The 16,282-nt window shown below is 67.5% G+C and carries 15 protein-coding genes; 9 read left to right on the plus strand and 6 right to left on the minus strand.

The window, feature by feature from the left end:
• The first annotated feature begins 12 nt into the window (after positions 1-12).
• The 4 genes from DIE13_RS09435 to DIE13_RS09450 are packed head-to-tail and all read left to right on the plus strand — an operon-like array spanning position 13 to position 4,519.
• Positions 13-1,698, plus strand: a complete 1,686-nt coding sequence (locus tag DIE13_RS09435; protein ID WP_124826892.1) for a choline dehydrogenase — start codon at positions 13-15, stop codon at positions 1,696-1,698.
• Between the two features lie 5 nt (positions 1,699-1,703).
• Positions 1,704-2,687, plus strand: coding sequence for a PDR/VanB family oxidoreductase (locus tag DIE13_RS09440; RefSeq protein WP_175750778.1), 984 nt, complete (start codon positions 1,704-1,706; stop codon positions 2,685-2,687).
• A gap of 30 nt (positions 2,688-2,717) precedes the next feature.
• Positions 2,718-3,665 carry a choline ABC transporter substrate-binding protein gene (locus DIE13_RS09445; RefSeq protein WP_124826894.1) on the plus strand — a complete coding sequence of 316 codons (948 nt, stop codon included), beginning with the start codon at positions 2,718-2,720 and terminating at the stop codon, positions 3,663-3,665.
• Between the two features lie 47 nt (positions 3,666-3,712).
• Positions 3,713-4,519 carry an SDR family oxidoreductase gene (locus tag DIE13_RS09450; RefSeq protein ID WP_208447499.1) on the plus strand — a complete coding sequence of 269 codons (807 nt, stop codon included), beginning with the start codon at positions 3,713-3,715 and terminating at the stop codon, positions 4,517-4,519.
• Positions 4,520-4,613: 94 nt separating this feature from the next.
• Here DIE13_RS09450 and DIE13_RS09455 read toward each other — a convergent pair whose 3' ends face one another.
• Together DIE13_RS09455 and DIE13_RS09460 are read right to left on the minus strand one after the other, a co-directional pair.
• Positions 4,614-5,363 (minus strand): class II aldolase and adducin N-terminal domain-containing protein, encoded by a 750-nt coding sequence (locus tag DIE13_RS09455; RefSeq protein WP_124826895.1) that lies wholly within the window; start codon positions 5,361-5,363, stop codon positions 4,614-4,616.
• Between the two features lie 24 nt (positions 5,364-5,387).
• Entirely contained in the window at positions 5,388-6,851 is a 1,464-nt protein-coding gene (locus DIE13_RS09460; RefSeq protein WP_124826896.1) for an aldehyde dehydrogenase family protein, read from the minus strand.
• Between the two features lie 313 nt (positions 6,852-7,164).
• On the opposite strand from DIE13_RS09460, the gene DIE13_RS09465 reads away from it, so the two are divergent.
• Positions 7,165-8,196, plus strand: a complete 1,032-nt coding sequence (locus DIE13_RS09465; RefSeq protein ID WP_226278080.1) for a GlxA family transcriptional regulator — start codon at positions 7,165-7,167, stop codon at positions 8,194-8,196.
• Between the two features lie 161 nt (positions 8,197-8,357).
• Here DIE13_RS09465 and DIE13_RS09470 read toward each other — a convergent pair whose 3' ends face one another.
• Positions 8,358-8,789: a YciI family protein gene (locus DIE13_RS09470; RefSeq protein WP_124826897.1), complete on the minus strand. Its 432-nt coding sequence runs from the start codon at positions 8,787-8,789 to the stop codon at positions 8,358-8,360.
• A gap of 327 nt (positions 8,790-9,116) precedes the next feature.
• Between DIE13_RS09470 and DIE13_RS09475 the strand changes: the two genes are divergently transcribed.
• A complete protein-coding gene (locus tag DIE13_RS09475; RefSeq protein WP_096501889.1) occupies positions 9,117-9,347 on the plus strand; it encodes a hypothetical protein in 231 nt (76 codons plus the stop codon).
• Positions 9,348-9,381: 34 nt separating this feature from the next.
• On the opposite strand, the gene DIE13_RS09480 is transcribed toward DIE13_RS09475, so the two are convergent.
• The 3 genes from DIE13_RS09480 to DIE13_RS09490 form a co-directional block, all read right to left on the minus strand.
• Positions 9,382-10,083, minus strand: a complete 702-nt coding sequence (locus DIE13_RS09480; RefSeq protein ID WP_124826898.1) for an MBL fold metallo-hydrolase — start codon at positions 10,081-10,083, stop codon at positions 9,382-9,384.
• Positions 10,084-10,220: 137 nt separating this feature from the next.
• Positions 10,221-10,991 carry an ABC transporter permease gene (locus tag DIE13_RS09485; protein ID WP_124826899.1) on the minus strand — a complete coding sequence of 257 codons (771 nt, stop codon included), beginning with the start codon at positions 10,989-10,991 and terminating at the stop codon, positions 10,221-10,223.
• Positions 10,992-10,996: 5 nt separating this feature from the next.
• Positions 10,997-11,941 (minus strand): ABC transporter ATP-binding protein, encoded by a 945-nt coding sequence (locus DIE13_RS09490; protein ID WP_124826900.1) that lies wholly within the window; start codon positions 11,939-11,941, stop codon positions 10,997-10,999.
• A 430-nt stretch (positions 11,942-12,371) separates the two neighbouring features.
• On the opposite strand from DIE13_RS09490, the gene DIE13_RS09500 reads away from it, so the two are divergent.
• From DIE13_RS09500 to DIE13_RS09510, 3 genes are all read left to right on the plus strand, one after another.
• Positions 12,372-12,668: a cupin domain-containing protein gene (locus DIE13_RS09500; protein ID WP_124826901.1), complete on the plus strand. Its 297-nt coding sequence runs from the start codon at positions 12,372-12,374 to the stop codon at positions 12,666-12,668.
• 629 nt (positions 12,669-13,297) lie between these two features.
• Complete coding sequence (locus DIE13_RS09505; RefSeq protein ID WP_124826902.1) at positions 13,298-14,896, plus strand: DUF2957 domain-containing protein; 1,599 nt, start codon at positions 13,298-13,300, stop codon at positions 14,894-14,896.
• 71 nt (positions 14,897-14,967) lie between these two features.
• Complete coding sequence (locus tag DIE13_RS09510) at positions 14,968-16,221, plus strand: DUF2957 domain-containing protein (RefSeq protein WP_124826903.1); 1,254 nt, start codon at positions 14,968-14,970, stop codon at positions 16,219-16,221.
• Positions 16,222-16,282 lie beyond the last annotated feature (61 nt).

Raw genomic sequence — 16,282 nt, forward strand, 5'->3', positions numbered from 1 at the left:
GAGCAATTGGTGATGAAGAAACCAGAGGCAATCGACGCCGTGCGTCGCGACTACGACTATGTGATTGTCGGTGCGGGATCGGCCGGCTGCGTGCTGGCCAACCGGCTCGGGCAGGACCCTAACGTGCGGGTCCTGCTGCTCGAGGCCGGCCCCGCGAACCGGCACTGGTCGATCGACATGCCGTCCGCGATGGGCATCGTGGTGGGCGGCAACCGTTTCAACTGGCAGTACCGGTCGGAACCGGAGCCGTTCCTGAACCGTCGCCGCATCGCGACGCCGCGCGGGCGCGTGCTCGGCGGCTCGTCGTCGATCAACGGGATGGTCTATATCCGCGGCCATGCGCGCGACTACGACGGTTGGGCCGAGCAGGGCTGCACCGGATGGAGCTACCGCGAGGTGCTGCCGTATTTCATCCGCTCGGAACGGCACGAACTGGGCGCCGACGCCTATCACGGCGACAGCGGCCACCTGCGCGTGACGGCCGGGCGCACCGACACGCCGCTCACGCGCGCGTTCATCGCATCGGGCGTCGATGCGGGCTACGCGCATACCGACGACGTGAACGGCTATCGGCAGGAAGGCTTCGGCCGCGTCGATCGCACGACGTGGAACGGTGCGCGCTGGAGCACCGCGCGCGGCTATCTTGCGCAGGCGCTCGAACGCGGCAACGTCACCGTGCTGACCGGCGCGCTCGTGCTGCGCGTGCTGTTCGACGGCAAGCGCGCGACCGGCATCGAGTACGCGCGCGACGGCGCCTCGCACGAGGTGACGGCGAATGCCGAAGTGCTGCTGTGCGGCGGCGCGATCAACACGCCGCAACTGCTGATGCTGTCCGGCGTCGGGCCGGCCGGTGAACTGGAACGCGCCGGCGTGCGCACGCGGCACGATCTGCCGGGCGTCGGCCGCAGGCTGTCCGATCACCCAGACACCGTGGTGCAATATCTGTGCAGGAAGCCCGTGTCGATCTATCCGTGGACGGTCGCGCCGCGCAAATGGTGGACCGGCGCGAAATGGTTCGCGCAGCGCGAAGGGCTGGCCGCGACCAACCATTTCGAGGCGGGTGCGTTCATCCGTTCGCGCGCGGGCGTCGAGCATCCGGACCTGCAACTGACGTTTATGCCGCTCGCGGTGCAGCCGGGCAGCGTCGACAGCGTGCCCGCGCATGCGTTCCAGGTGCATATCGACCTGATGCGCCCGACGAGCCTTGGCGCGGTGACGCTGACGTCCGGCGATCCGCGCCAGCCGCCGCGGATCCTCTTCAACTATCTGAAGACCGAACGCGACCGGGCCGACATGCGCGCCGGCGTGCGTCTCGTGCGGGAGATTCTCGCGCAGCCGTCGTTCCGCGACCTGTGCGGCGACGAGCTTTCGCCGGGCGCGGGCAAGACCGACGACGCGTCGCTCGACGCGTGGGCGCGCGACGTCACCGAGACGGGCTACCACGCGGCGGGCACCTGCAAGATGGGCCCGGCGTCTGATCCGGAAGCGGTGGTCGGCCCCGACCTGCGCGTGCACGGCCTCGAGCGGCTGCGCGTGATCGATGCGTCGGTGATGCCGACGATCGTCAGCGGCAACACCAATGCGCCGACCGTGATGATCGGCGAAAAGGGCAGCGATCTCGTGCTCGGGCGCACGCCGTTGCCGCCTTCGTCGGCGCCCGTCTGGGCGCAGCCCGAATGGCGCACGCGTCAACGGTGAGCACGATGGAGCCGATCCTCTCGATTCCGACCGTCGCGCACATCGACGCGCGTGTCGTCGATGCGACGATGCTTACACCGGAGATCCGCGGCGTCGTGTTCGCGTCGGCCGACGGTACGGCGCTGCCGCCCGCCGCGCCCGGCGCGCATGTCGAACTGCGCCTGCCGGACGGCATCGTGCGCCAGTACTCGATCGTCGAACGCGCGGCCGACGGATCGACCTACCGGATCGCGGTGCTGCGCGAGCCGCGCTCGCGCGGCGGGTCCGCGTATGTCGTCGAGCGGCTGGCGCTGGGCGACGCGGTCAGCCTGAGCGCGCCCCGGAATCATTTCGTGCTCGACGAGCAGGCGAGCGACTACGTGCTGATCGCGGGCGGCATCGGCATCACGCCGATCCTGCCGATGGCGCGGCGGCTCGAGGCGCTCGGCAAGCCGTTCACGCTGTGCTACCTGGCGCGATCGCGCGAGCGGATGGCGTTGCTCGACACGATCGAAGGCGGTGCGCTGCGACTGAAAACCCGGCTGCATTTCAGCGAACGGGACGGCGAGGTCGATCTGCGCGCGCTGCTGGGCATGCCGCGCGCGGGCACGCAGGTGTATGTCTGCGGCCCGGCGCGACTGATCGACAGCGTGCTCGACGCGGCGCGCGACTGGCCGGCCGGCGCGATCCGCTTCGAGCGCTTCGCGGCGCCCGCGGCGCCGTGCGCGCCACGGGACGACGCGCGGGCGTTCGAGGTCGAGCTTGCGAGAACCGGCCGCCGCATCGCGATACCCGCGGAGCGGTCGATTCTCGACGTGCTGCGCGACGAGCGGATCGCGGTCGAATCGGTGTGCGGAGAAGGCATCTGCGGCACCTGCGCCGTCAGGCTGCTCGACGGCGAGGCCGACCATCGCGACTGTCTCCAGACGGACGAGGAGAAGCGCGCGAACCATCTCATCTATATCTGCGTGTCGCGCGCGAAGTCGTCACGGCTCGTACTGGATCTTTAGTTGTCCTTCAACCTGTCTGGAGAAATCACGATGAACGTCGTCAGGAAAACCCTCGGGTGTATCGCGCTGGCGGGCGTCTGCGCGGGTCATGCGGTCGCACGGGAACCGGCAACCTGCCGCGTCGTGCGGTTCGCGGAGATCGGCTGGACCGACATCGCCGCGACGACCGCGCTCGCGTCGACCGTGCTGTCGAGTCTCGGCTATCAGCCGACCAGGACGATGGCATCGATTCCGATCGCGCTGGCCGGGCTGAAGGCGCGCCAGATCGACGTGTACCTCGGCGACTGGCGGCCGTCGATGGATGCGACGAGCGGGCCGTTCGTGAAGAGCGGCGCCGTGAAGGTGCTGGATCGCCCGAACCTCGTCGGCGCGAAGTACACGCTCGCGGTTCCGGCGTATGCATACGACGCCGGTCTGCGCTCGTTCGGCGACATCGCGAAGTTCGCGGACAAACTGCAGGGCCGTATCTACGGGATCGAACCGGGGAACGACGGCAACGAGCTGATCCGCAAGGCGATCCAGGGCAACCAGTACGGGCTCGGCAAGTTCAAGCTGATCGAATCGAGCGAAGCCGGCATGCTGGTCGAGGTCAAGCGGGCGATCCGCGATCATGCGTGGATCGTCTTTCTCGGCTGGGAGCCGCATCCGATGAACCTCGACTTCAACATGCGCTATCTCGGCGGTGGCGACGCGCTGTTCGGCCCGAATTACGGCGAGGCGAAGGTCTATACGATGACGGCGCCCGACTACGCGGCGCGCTGCCCGAATGCGGCGAGGCTGGTCGCGAACCTGCAGTTCACCACGGACATGGAGAACCAGGTGATGAAGGCGATCGCCTCCGGCAAGCAGCCCGAGGTCGCGGCGAAGGCGTGGCTGCAGCAGCATCCGGGCGTGCTGAAGGACTGGCTGGCCGGCGTCACGACGACCGACGGACGCGATCCGCGCGCTGCGCTCGACGTCGCGCTGGATCTTCACTGAGCGTGCGGCGCGCTTCGTGTGCGCCGCGGCTCGTGCCGGAGCACGCGATGACGAACGGGAACCCATCGGAGCAAACGACGATGAACGAGAACCAGGCCGGCCGGCTGGCCGGCAAGGTCGCCGTGGTGACGGGTGCGGCGAGTGGAATCGGCAGGTGCATCGCGCTGCGATTCGCGCGCGAGGGCGCCCGCGTGATCGCGACGACGAGCCGCAATGTCGCGCAGCTCGACGCGACGTGCGCGATGGCGCCTGACGGCGCGATCGTCGGCAGGCAGGCCGACGCGCGTTCCGCCGGGCAGGTCGGCGAACTGGTCGATTTCGTGGAGCGCGCGTTCGGCCGGCTCGACATCCTGTGCAACAACGCGGGCGTGATCCGCGAAGCGATGCTCGTCGACACGACCGAGGCGGACTGGGACGCCGTGATGGACGTGAACCTCAAGGGCGTGTTTCTCGGCTGCAAATACGCGATTCCGGCGATGATCCGCAGCGGCGGCGGCTCGATCGTCAATCTCGGCTCGACGAGCAGCTTCGTCGGCGAACCGCTGCATGCGGCCTACTGCGCATCGAAGGGCGGCGTCCTGATGCTGACGCGCTGCGTGGCGATCGAGCATGCGAAGGACCGCATCCGCGCCAATGCGGTGTGCCCGGGCTGGATCGATACGCCGATGAATACGCCGTTCATCGACGCGCTCGGCGGCCGGCAGCGGATGGATGCGCTGCTCGACGAGGTTCAGCCGCTCGGGATGGGCACGCCGGAGCAGGTCGCCGACGTCGCGCTGTTTCTCGCGTCCGACGAAAGCAGCTTCGTCACCGGCACGTCGGTGCTCGTCGATGGCGGGTTGACCGCAAAATAACGTGCGTCGACGGACGATTCGCGCGACGCGGCGCGAATCGTCCATGCGGACGTGCGGGCATGCTTTCGCATGCCGCTCCGCGCGCCGGGCGTCGCTACCACGCATACGACGGCGACTCGTCGTCGAGAATCGCGCGAAGCTCCGCCAGATGTTGCGCCGCGAATCCCGCATAGTCGTCGTGCCACTGGATCATCGTCTTGCGTGCGACCTGTTCGGTCGCGATTTTCAAGGGCTGGCCGGTTTGCAGCGCGGTTACGTAGGTCTCGCACGCGCGCTCGAAGTAATACAGATCGTCGAACGCCTGCGCGACCGACGACGCGACGACGATCACGCCGTGCTGGCCCATCAGCAGCACGGGCTTGTCGCCCAGCGCGTCGGCGACGCGGCACGCTTCGTCGCCGAGCCCCATTCCGTCGAATCCGGTATCCACGGCGACCCGTTCGAAGAAACGCATGCAGTTCTGGTCGAGCGGCGGCAGCGCGGGCTGCGCGAGGCACGACAGCACCGTCGCGTATTTCGAGTGCACGTGGAGCACGCAGCGCGCATGCCGGTGACGCTTGTGGATTTCCGAATGGAGCGCCCACGCGGTGATGTCGGGCGCGTCGTCGCGGCGGATCGTGTCCGCGTCGTCGGCATCGACGAGCAGCAGCTCGCTCGCGCGCACCCGCGAGAAGTGACGTCCGCGCGGGTTGATCAGGAATTGCCGGTTGTCGTCGGATACGGCGGCGCTGAAGTGGTTGGCGATCGATTCGTGCATGCCGAGGCGCGCGGTCCAGCGGAACGCGCACGCGAGATCCGCGCGTGTTGCGCGATGCGTCTGGTCGGGTTGCGTGGCAGTGAGCATGTCGGGTTCTCGTGTCGGTGGAGATCAGAACCAGCGTTGCGGGCTGGCTTCGAAATTGACGTACGCGTGCTTCAGTTCGGTGTATTCGTCGAGGCCGCTGCGCGACAGTTCGCGGCCGATGCCGCTGGCCTTGTAGCCGCCCCACGGCGCGCCCGGCAGCGTCACGTTGTAGTCGTTGACCCACACGGTCGCCGCCCGCAACCGGCGCATCACGCGGTTGGCGCGCGCGAAGTCGCGCGTCCACACGGCGCCGGCGAGGCCGAACGGCGTGTCGTTGGCCAGCGCGAGCGCGTCGTCCTCGCTGTCGAACGTCTCGACGGTCAGCACCGGGCCGAACACCTCGTCGCGCGCGATCGCCATCGTCGTGCGCACGTCGGCGATCAGCGTCGGTTCGATCCAGAAGCCGGTCGCGAATGCGTCGCCCGAGGGCGCGCGGCCGCCGCATACGATGCGCGCGCCTTCGCGCGCGGCGTCGCCGATCAGCGCCAGCACGCGATCGCGCTGCTGGGCGGAAATCACCGGGCCCATCCGCGTGGCCTCGTCGACGCCGTGGCCGAGCCGGATCGCCGTGATGCGTGCGGCGAGCGCATCGACGAAGCGGTCGTGCAGCGCGCGTTCGACCAGCAGGCGCGAGCCGGCCGAGCACATCTGTCCGGCGTTGAAGAACGCGGCGTTCAGTGCGTAGTCGAGCGCCGTGTCGAAATCGGCGTCGGCGAACACGATGTTCGGATTCTTGCCGCCGAGTTCGAGCGACACGCGCTTGAAGTTCGACGCGGCCGCGCGCATCACGCTGGCGCCGGCCGCGTTGCTGCCGGTCAGCGAGATCAGGTCGACCTCGGCGCTCGACGCGAGCGTGTCGCCCACGTCGGCGCCGCCCGTCACGAGATTGAGCACGCCGCGCGGCAGGCCCGCGTCGCGCGCGAGCTCGACCAGGCGATGCGTGGACAGCGGCGTCAACGACGCGGGCTTGATGACGACCGTGTTGCCGGCCACGAGCGCCGGCGCGAGCTTCCACGCGGCCTGCAGCAGCGGGTAGTTCCATGGCGTGATCAGCCCGCACACGCCGACCGGCTCGCGCAGCGTGACGCTGAGCGCGTGCGGCTGCGTGGCGTTCACGCTGCCCGACTCGGTGACCGCGAGGCTCGCGAAATAGTCGAAGGCCGCGGCGGCGTCGTGCACGTCGGACGCCGATTCGGCCAGCGTCTTGCCGGTGTTCGCGGTCTCGATGCGCGCGAGCGCGCTCGCTTCGCCGCGCAGTGCTTCGGCCAGCGCGCGCACGCAGGCCGCGCGCTCGCCTGCGGACCGGCGCGGCCACTCGCCGTGGTCGAACGCGGCCCGCGCCGCGCGAATCGCGTGTTCGGCATCGGCCGTCGTGCCGTACGACACGCGTGCAATCGTTTCGCCGGTGCCGGGATCGACGATGGCACGCTGTCCGCCGGCTGCGGCGGGTTGCCACGCGCTGTCGATATAGAGCTGTTTGATTTGCATGGGGCAGGTTCCCGGAAGTCAGTGGATACGCGTGCATCGCCCGGATGCGGGCGGAACGCGAGCCGACTATAAGGGGCGTGCGCGGCCCGCACTTGATCGATTGCGACGGCGCGTGACGCACCGCGGCGGCGCGCGCGGGGCAGGCGCCGCCGGCGCTGCGACCCTGCGGAAAGCGACAGCGCAATGTCGCTTTTCATCAAGTATCGAAAGGCGGCGGGCGGCACAGTCGGGGTTGAACGGATGGCGCGTCGGAGACGCGCCGCCTACGATTTCCCGCCAGGCGGCCCCTGTATCCGGCCGGATCGAAACTGCCATGACTTCACGGAAACTGCCTTTGCCGGCCGGGCCAGCGGCCATGCACACACCGCGCCAGGTCGGCTTGCTCGTCATGCCGCAGTTCTCCCATCTGGGGCTCGCGCTGCTGATCGAGGCGATGTCGCTCGCGAACTGGCTCGGGCAGCGCACGCTGTACGCGTGGACCGTGCTGTCGGCCGACGGCGAACCGGTGCAGGCGACCAACGGCATGTCGACGCCGACCCGGCCGATCGGCGACCAGCGGGGCGCGTTCGCGACGATCTTCGTGGTCGCGAGCTTCGAGGCGCAGCAGCACGCGAAGCACCGTGGCGTGAAGACGTGGCTGCAGAACCAGATGGCGTTCGGCACGCAGATCGGCGGCGTCGAGACGGGGACCGAACTGCTCGCCGCGGCCGGCCTGCTGCACGGGCGGCCGTCGGCCGTGCACTGGGACAACGTCGAAGGGTTTCAGGAGGCGTATCCGAAGGTCGGCGCGACCACGCGGCTCTACACGATCGAGCCGCGCCTGATCACGTGCGCGGGCGGCACCGCGATCATCGACATGATGCTCGACTGGATCGGCCGCGAACACGGCGCCGAGCTCGCGCGGGAGATTGCGCGGCATCTGCTGCATGCGCGGCCGCGCGGCGCGGACGAGGCGCAGTTGTCGGACCGCGAGGCGGAGCCGGAGGCGATGAGCGCCTCGGTCGCGAAGGCGATCCGGCTGATGCGCGAGTCGATGTCGGAGCCGATGTCGTGCGAATCGGTCGCGCAGGCGGTCGGGCTGTCCAAGCGCCAGCTCGAGCGGCAGTTCAAGCGGCATACGGCGACCGCGCCGCTGCAGTACTACCTGAGCCTGCGGGTCGCGACCGCGCACCAGTTGCTGCAGCAGACGGAGCTGAGCGTGTCGCAGGTTGCCGCGGCGACCGGCTTCGAATCGGTCGAGCATTTTTCCCGCGTGTACAAGTCGCGGTTCGGATGCCCGCCGAGCCGCGATCGCCTGCAATCGTGGGGCGCGCCGGTGATGCGTCATCCGGTGCCGGCGGCGTAGCGCGCCGCGGTTGTGCGATCGGCGCTTCGATGCGCTGCACGACAGCGGTCGAAATGGACAGGCATGGCGGCGCGATCTCGCCGGGTAACGTATCGAGGCGATGTGTCACCCGGCGAGACCGCGCCGTCGATCCGCTTGTCCGAGGATTGGGCCGCGCCGGCTTACGCGTTGCGCTTGCCGTCCATTTCCGCGCGCAGCCGCGCTTCCTGTTCCTGCAGTTCCGGCGTGAAGGCGTCGCCGAAGTCCTCGAGCGCGAAGATCCCGCGGATCTCGATGTCAGAATCGGTCGGCATCGGGTTCGGGCAGCGCTTGACCCACTCGACGGCTTCTTCCATCGACTTCACTTCCCACAGCCAGTAGCCGGCGACGAGCTCCTTGGTCTCGGCGAACGGGCCGTCGATGACGGTCCGCTCCTTGCCGGAGAAATGCACGCGCTTGCCGCGCGAGCTCGGATGGAGCCCTTCGCCGGCGAGCATCACGCCGGCCTTCACGAGTTCCTCGTTGTACTGGCCCATTGCCGCCAGCAGTTCGGTATCGGGCATCGTGCCCGATTCGGAAAAGGCCGTTGCCTTGACGATCACCATGACGCGCATTGTTGCTGCTCCTTGAACGGTAAAAGGGATGGCGGCCGGCCGCGCGGACGGCAAAACGACTGGTTACGACACTACGACGCGCGACGATCGCGTCAATCGACATCGCCTGCGAAAAAATTCCGGAGACCGGTGACGGGGCGGGCGGTTCTCGGCAATACGCGCGGATGGCCGGGCAGGTTCGCGGTCGGCCGCACATGCCGCCTTGGCGGGCACATCGAACATGGTGCCTCGCGACGAGGCTCGCCGGCCAGCCGTCGAGCGGCCCGGGCCGGAGTGCCGGTTCAAAACTGGTATGCTGACCGGCATCACATTCGCGCGGAGGGCGCCATGGCAGCGAAGGAAGTGTCGAAGAAGAAGTACCTGAAAATTCTGAACAAACGCTTGCGCGCGGAGCCGGATGCGCCGGCCGGCGCGTCGTTCGTGTTCTTTCCGCTCGGCGCGAAGGCCAAGCATGCGACGGGCGTCGTGTCCGGCGAGCCGCGCAGCAAGCGCGAACTCGCGTTGATGGCTTCGATCCAGAGCAAGGCGGCCGACGAATTCGTCGTCACGGGCGCCTGAGCGGCGCTGGCCGGCCGCGCGCGGCGCGCTTGCGCTACGCGGTGGCCGCCTCGCAGTGGGCGATCACCCCGGCGATCACGCGCGGAATGTCGTGCGTGATCGCCGGGCCGTGCATCGGCAGGATGATGTCGAGGTCGAGCGCCTGGATGCGGCGCAGCGCGCTCGCCATGTGCGCGAGCGACGGCAGGTAATCCGAGCGCGTGATCGAATCGAGAATCGCGGGCAGCGGGTCGTCCGTTTCCGCGTTGCCGAAGCGCATCAGGATGTCCGACGACAGCAAGGCCCTGTACGCCGGCAGATACACGACGAGCGCGTCCCATTGATGCACGTGCTTCGTGAAGACCGGCACGACGTCGATGCCCGACAACGTCGTCGGCACGCCGTCCTTCAGCGGAATCGCGCGCACGCCGAACACGTCGGCGAGCCCCCACGTACACATCGGATGACCGTACGCGACGAGCGCCGGATTGGCCGCGAGGAAATCGGGCAGCGCGCCCATTTCGTCGGCCTCGAAGTGCGGAACGATCACGCTGCTCACCATCGACGGCGCGATGCCGACGGTGTCGAGCGCCGCACTCAGTTGCGTGAAATTGGAGCGGGTGCCCGTTTCGACACACAGCACGTCGCCGTGCGGCGAGCGGATAAAGAACTGGCTGAAGCCCAGGTTCAGCGTATCGACGAACGTCGTGGCGCGAAACAGGCCGTCGCGGACGGCATCGATCCGGGAAGCGCTCATCGGGGGTCCTCACGCAGGGAGTGGGGCCGTGCGGCCCGCGCCTGTCGGGCGGTAGCGGCCGGTCTTCCGATCCAGTCTAGCAGCGCCGGCCCGGTTGCGCGAACCGGGCCGATGCAGCCGCGACTGCGCGCGTCGCGTCAGTTCTTCAGCTTGTAGCCGGTGCGGAACATCCACGCGACGATCGCGAGCAGGATCGCGAGGAACAGCGTGGTCGCGGCGAGGCTGATCCATACATGCACGTCGGCCAGCCCGTAGAACGACCAGCGGAAGCCGCTGATCAGATACACGATCGGGTTGAACAGCGTGATGATGCGCCACGCGGGCGGCAGCATGTCGACCGAGTAGAAGCTGCCGCCAAGGAACGTGAGCGGCGTGATGATCAGCAGCGGCACGAGCTGCAGCTTCTCGAAGCTGTCGGCCCAGATGCCGATCACGAAGCCGAACAGGCTGAACGTGATCGACGTCAGCACGAGGAACAGCACCATCCAGAACGGATGCAGGATGTGCAGCGGCACGAACAGGCCGGCGGTGGCGAGGATGATCAGCCCGAGCAGCAGCGACTTCGACGCGGCCGCGCCCACGTAGGCGATCACGATTTCCCAGTACGACACGGGCGCGGACAAGATCTCGTAGATCGTGCCCGTGAAGCGCGGGAAGTAGATGCCGAACGACGCGTTCGAGATGCTCTGCGACAGCAGCGACAGCATCACGAGGCCCGGCACGATGAACGACCCGTAGCCGATCCCGTTCACGTCGCTGATGCGCGAGCCGATCGCCGAGCCGAACACGACGAAGTACAGCGACGTCGAGATCACTGGCGCGATGATGCTCTGCATCAGCGTACGGCGCGTGCGGGCCATTTCGGCGCGGTAGATCGCGCGAATGCCGTGGAGATTCCAGTTGGCCATGTGCGTTACGCCCCTTGTGCGCCGTTGCGGCGGTTGTCGATCAGGCTCACGAAAATATCCTCGAGCGAGCTCTGCGTCGTATGCAGGTCGCGAAACCCGATGCCGGCCGCGCCGAGCGCGTTGATCAGCTTCGCGATGCTCGCATCGTCGCGCTGCGAGTCGTACGTGTAGACGAGCGCGGTGCCGTCGTCCGCGCGTTCGAGGCCGAACGGTGCGAGTTCGGCAGGCACGGCTGCCAGCGGCTGCTCGAGCTGCACGGTCAGCTGCTTCTTGCCGAGCTTGCGCATCAGCTCGCGCTTCTCCTCGACGAGCACGAGCTCGCCGCCGAGGATGATGCCGATCCGGTCGGCCATTTCCTCGGCTTCCTCGATGTAGTGCGTGGTGAGCAGGATCGTCACGCCGCTTTCGCGCAGCGAGTCGACGAGCTTCCACATGTCGCGGCGCAGCTCGACGTCGACGCCGGCCGTCGGCTCGTCGAGGAACAGGATGCGCGGCTCGTGCGACAGCGCTTTCGCGATCATCACGCGGCGCTTCATTCCGCCCGACAGCGTCATCAGCTTGTTGTCGCGCTTGTCCCACAGCGACAGCGCCTTCAGCGTCTTCTCGATGTATGCGGGATCGGGCGCCTTGCCGAACAGGCCGCGGCTGAACGACACGGTCGCCCAGACGGTTTCGAATGCATCGGTCGTCAGTTCCTGCGGCACGAGGCCGATCATTTCGCGCGCGGCGCGATAGTGATCGCGGATGTCGTGGCCGCCGACCGTCACGCGGCCCTCGGTCGGCGTGACGATCCCGCAGATCGAGCCGATCAGTGTGGTCTTGCCCGCGCCGTTCGGCCCGAGCAGCGCGAAGATCTCGCCGGGGCGGATGTCGAGGGTCACGTGCTTCAGCGCCTGGAAGCCGGACGCGTAAGTCTTGGAGAGGTCGGAAACGGAAAGGATCGGTTGCATGCTCACGGATGGCACGGCCGGTCGGTCCGACGCTGCGTGCCGCGCGTGCCCGGTGCCGCCGCTGCGAGGCGGCCGGTTGCGGGTGCGGCATGGCCAGCGGGCGTCATGTCGAACGGCGTTGTGGTGCGGGATCGCAGGACCGCCATATTAGCAATCGGCAGATGGAAATGCATTCTGGTGCAAAGGCCGGGCGATGTCGGCGCCGGATTTGCGTCCAGTGTGTGGGCATTGGTCGATAACGCCGCACTTTATTTGAGATGTGCGAACAATCCGCATCGCTTTCGGCAACGCGGGCGTCGATTGCGGGTTCGCGCGGCGGCACGACGGCGGGGCGGCAAACTGTGCCGCCCGGACACCGCCGCGCCGTACCGGGACGCCACGCGCGGCGCTCGCGATAATGCATTCCTTTCACCTCTTCGGAGCGGTGCGCATGTCTTTGGTCGATTTCAAGTCGGTGGCGGCCGCGCAGGCCGTCGCGTGGAAGTCCGCGATCGTCGGTGAAGTCGGGCCGGCCCGGATCAAGGTATTGCGCATGGACGCGCAGCCGTACGAAGCGGAAGTGCACGACTACAACGAAGGGCTGCTGGTGCTCGACGGCCGGCTGATGCTCGAGGTCGACGCACAAACGATCGTGGTCGAGGCCGGCCAGATGTATCTCGCGCTCGCCGGCACGCGCCACGCGGTGCTGCCGGGCAGTCACGGCACGCTGGCCGTCATCGACGTGTAATGTTGCGCCGCGGTATCCCGGTCGGCCGCGGCAGGCCGCCCCGCCGGCGTTCGCGCGGGTCGGCCGCGATCGTTCAAACGCGCGTTATATCGCCCTGGTATTTGTCTGAGCAAAGAAAATGAAGGCTGTTTGAAAAACTGTCAAATGCCCTGCAAGCGCTAGGGTCGCGCGCCGCGGCCCGTTTGGAACTCTGCATCCATTTACTTGTGCGGATCGTCCGCTCATAGTCTCGACAAACGACGCATCACGATAACGAATCAAGCGTACGTATGGAGACCACTTCATGAGACGCCTATCCGCGGGGCCAGCCGGACTGCCGTTTCCCTGTTTTTCGCCGGACGCCGGCGCGACGCGAGTCGCGTGCGAGCGTCATCGCATTGCGTTATCGCTGTAGCGACGCATCCTGTTCCGTTTCGTTTCGTTTTTCCCGACGGCGCCGTGCCGCATGACGGCGCGGCCGGATCGCGCTTGCCTGCCGCGGCGGTTCTGATCGCATTGGCCTGACCGGCCACGCGGCGCGCATTGCGCGCATCGTTATGCGCTGCGTGCCTGCACGACGGCGCGATACCAACCGGCGGGCCACGCAGCCCGTCCGGACGAGACTTGTCGTACCTGAAAAGGAGGGGTTGATGCTTTGCATTCCTGAATGGCGGAAGGCGGTCCTGTCGTGCGCCGTGCTGGCGCTGCCGTTCGTCGCCGGTTGCGGCGGCGGCGACGATCCGGGGCCGATCAACGTGCCGCAGTGCTCGGGCAGCGCATGCGGGCCGAGCGGTGCAGAAACGACGCCGCCCGTCGTGACGAAGCTGTGTCCGGATTCGCTCGACTACACGACGACCTACACGGGTGGCTCGGGCAGCGGCGAATACGTGAAGGTGAAGTTCGACACGACCAGGCTCACCTACCAGATGCAGTTCATCGAATCGTCGGTGCCGACCTCGGCGGGGCAGGTCAACGACACGCGCGCGGGCCTGACGATCAGCGGCGCATTCCATCATCCGACCAATCTGCCGACCGCCGAGCAGAACCGCTGCGCGTTCGTGCTCGACAACGGCGCGACGAGCGACGGCACGTATGCGGTGACGATCAAGCGCAGCGACCCGCCGATGCTGTTCGTCGGGAATGGTGTGGTGGGTGGCGGAATTCCGGGTGCGACGATCCAGTTCGACGGCATTCCGCTCGCGCCGGGCATCTTTGTCGGCACCGTGCCGTCGCGTACGTTCGATTTCTATCCGTTTATCGGCTTTACCGACACCGAGACCGATTTTGCGAAGGTGGCCGGAGTCTACAACGAGGTCGGCATTCATCTGTCGCCGACCGGCAGCAGCTATCAGACCGCAACCCCGCAGGGCTGGCAGCCGGATGTCGTGAACTGGAACCAGACACTCAATGCGGACGGCACGTGCACGATTACGTCGGGCAGCGACTACTCGTGCCAGACGACCGGCACGCCGTGGACGCTGCGCAAGAACATGGACGGCAGCGCCGATAACGTGTTCGTCAGCGGCGCGCATCCGGGCATGCCCTATCCGTCGGCCGGTCAGGAGCAGCCGCTCGTGCTGCTGTCGCCGACCCAGGCGCGTGGCGTGATGATCGTCGGCAAGCTGAACGGTGTGCTGGTGCCGATCGTGATTCGCGTCGGCTACTCGCATGCCGACGCGAGCAACCTGCTGGCGTCGGTCGCCGACGCGGAAGTCGGCATCTCGATGCTGTCTCCCGCGCAGTCTGTCGCGACCAATGCGCTCAAGGGCGGTTTCATCGGTGCGACGAGCGCGTCCGCATGCGGGGTGGTGACATCCAACGGCCTGTATGGCGCACCGGGGAATTCGGGGCCGAGCTTCAATAACTCCATACCGCATCCCGACCTGCCCGGCACGTTCAACGGCACGTTCTTCATGCCCGAGGCCGGAAATTGCACGGACGGCACCGCCGTGTCGACGATGGCCGCGAACTATACGTCAACGCTGTTCCAGAGCGCCACCGCGGCATTCATCGACCCGCAGACGTCGTCGGTTACCTCGCAGTTCGCGCTCGACTATACGCAGGCGACGCCCGGCAAGATCAAGGTCACGGCCTCGCAGGACTTCAACGCGAAGGGGGCGGACGGCAATGTGGCGATCTTCAGCAAGGGCGACACGGGCTGGCTCGTGACGGCGGGGAGCGTCTACGCGATGGTCGTCAACAACAGCAAGGTCAATCCGTTCTTCACGGTCGGCGCGTTCGTCCAGTGACGGCGTACTGAACACGGAACACCGGCGGCGCACGCGTCGCCGCCGGCGAATCAAAATTAAAGAGGATTCCTATGAATGTGAAGCATTGGATGGCCGCGGCGTCGCTCGCGCCGGTGCTGGTCGCCTGCGGCGGCGACGGCGACCCGCCGCCCGCACCGGTGGTCCGGCTGTGCCCGCAGGCGATCGACTACAACACGGTGTTCATCGGCGGCTCCGGTTCGGGCGAACTGGTGAAGGTGCAGCTCGACACGACGAAGATGACGTACCGGATGACCTATCTCGCGTCGCCGGTGCCGATCACCACCGGCACCGTGCAGCCGACGCGCGACACGGCGCCGGCCAACGTGGTCGACGGCACGCTGGTCGACGAAACCGGGCTGCCGACCGTGAAGCTCAATCAGTGCACGTTCCGGATGCAGAACGCGAGCCTCGACCCGAATCGGCCGGCCCGGCTGTTCCTCGGCGAAGGCGTGCTGGGCGGTGCGATTCCCGGTGCGACGATCCAGTTCGACGGCGTGATCGGCGTCGGCAAGATTGCGCAGACGACGTTCCCGTACTACCCGTTCATCAGTTTCTCGTCGCTCGAAACCGATCTGTCGAAGATCGCCGGCACGTACAACCAGCTCGGCTATCACCAGGTGCCGTCGCAGAACTTCCAGCCGGTGGCGCTCGACCAGCAGGTGACGATCAACGCGGACGGCAGCTACGTCGAGACCGACAACTTCGGCAAGAAGAACGGCGGTCAGCCGCTCGCATCGAGCGCGACTGTGAACCAGCCGTTCACGCCGCGCCCGGATGCGCCGGCGTTCCAGTCGCTGAACTACCAGCCGCAGATTCCGCCGACGCTCGCCGCGCTCGATCCGGCGAAGGCCGGCAAGGGGATCCTGATCGTCGGCAAGCTGCGCAATCAGCTCGTGCCGATCTTCATCCGCACGGGTGCCGCGAACGCGGACCTCACGCAGGGCCCGCCGAGCGCGGACGACGAATCGGGCATCTCGTTCCTGAGCCCGCAGGCGGCGATCGCGTCGGGTTCGCAGAACGGCGAGTACACGGGCGTCGACAGCGCGTTCAACTACCGCGCGACCGCGCTCGTCGATGCGCAGGCCACGCTGCTAGATCCGTTCAACGCGTCGCAGGCCGCGCTCACGCGCGCGCTGAATCTCGACTACACGCAGAAGGTGCCGGGCGTCGTGACGACCGTGCATGCGGATGCGGCGGCGGGGCCGGCGACCGGCAAGTTCGTGTTCACCGGCGGCGTGTTCGGGTTCCTCGACATGGCCGACACGAGCAATCCGTACTTCACGGTCGGCGCGTTCGTGCAGTGACCGCGTAGAGCAGGAGACACGATGGCGCCGCGCGCAGGTGCGCGGCGCCCGGACAGAATGA

The sequence above is a fragment of the Burkholderia sp. Bp9016 genome (genome assembly GCF_003857765.1).
In the GTDB taxonomy this organism is placed as follows: Bacteria; Pseudomonadota; Gammaproteobacteria; order Burkholderiales; family Burkholderiaceae; genus Burkholderia.

Coding starts and splice junctions, on each gene's coding strand:
- DIE13_RS09475 (WP_096501889.1), top strand. CDS start 9,117: ATGGCAGCGAAGGAAGTGTCGAAGAAGAAGTACCTGAAAATTCTGAAC.
- DIE13_RS09455 (WP_124826895.1), bottom strand. CDS start 5,363: ATGCTCACTGCCACGCAACCCGACCAGACGCATCGCGCAACACGCGCG.
- DIE13_RS09465 (WP_226278080.1), top strand. CDS start 7,165: ATGACTTCACGGAAACTGCCTTTGCCGGCCGGGCCAGCGGCCATGCAC.
- DIE13_RS09445 (WP_124826894.1), top strand. CDS start 2,718: ATGAACGTCGTCAGGAAAACCCTCGGGTGTATCGCGCTGGCGGGCGTC.
- DIE13_RS09505 (WP_124826902.1), top strand. CDS start 13,298: ATGCTTTGCATTCCTGAATGGCGGAAGGCGGTCCTGTCGTGCGCCGTG.
- DIE13_RS09485 (WP_124826899.1), bottom strand. CDS start 10,991: ATGGCCAACTGGAATCTCCACGGCATTCGCGCGATCTACCGCGCCGAA.
- DIE13_RS09450 (WP_208447499.1), top strand. CDS start 3,713: ATGACGAACGGGAACCCATCGGAGCAAACGACGATGAACGAGAACCAG.
- DIE13_RS09490 (WP_124826900.1), bottom strand. CDS start 11,941: ATGCAACCGATCCTTTCCGTTTCCGACCTCTCCAAGACTTACGCGTCC.
- DIE13_RS09460 (WP_124826896.1), bottom strand. CDS start 6,851: ATGCAAATCAAACAGCTCTATATCGACAGCGCGTGGCAACCCGCCGCA.
- DIE13_RS09500 (WP_124826901.1), top strand. CDS start 12,372: ATGTCTTTGGTCGATTTCAAGTCGGTGGCGGCCGCGCAGGCCGTCGCG.
- DIE13_RS09470 (WP_124826897.1), bottom strand. CDS start 8,789: ATGCGCGTCATGGTGATCGTCAAGGCAACGGCCTTTTCCGAATCGGGC.
- DIE13_RS09435 (WP_124826892.1), top strand. CDS start 13: ATGAAGAAACCAGAGGCAATCGACGCCGTGCGTCGCGACTACGACTAT.
- DIE13_RS09440 (WP_175750778.1), top strand. CDS start 1,704: ATGGAGCCGATCCTCTCGATTCCGACCGTCGCGCACATCGACGCGCGT.
- DIE13_RS09510 (WP_124826903.1), top strand. CDS start 14,968: ATGAATGTGAAGCATTGGATGGCCGCGGCGTCGCTCGCGCCGGTGCTG.
- DIE13_RS09480 (WP_124826898.1), bottom strand. CDS start 10,083: ATGAGCGCTTCCCGGATCGATGCCGTCCGCGACGGCCTGTTTCGCGCC.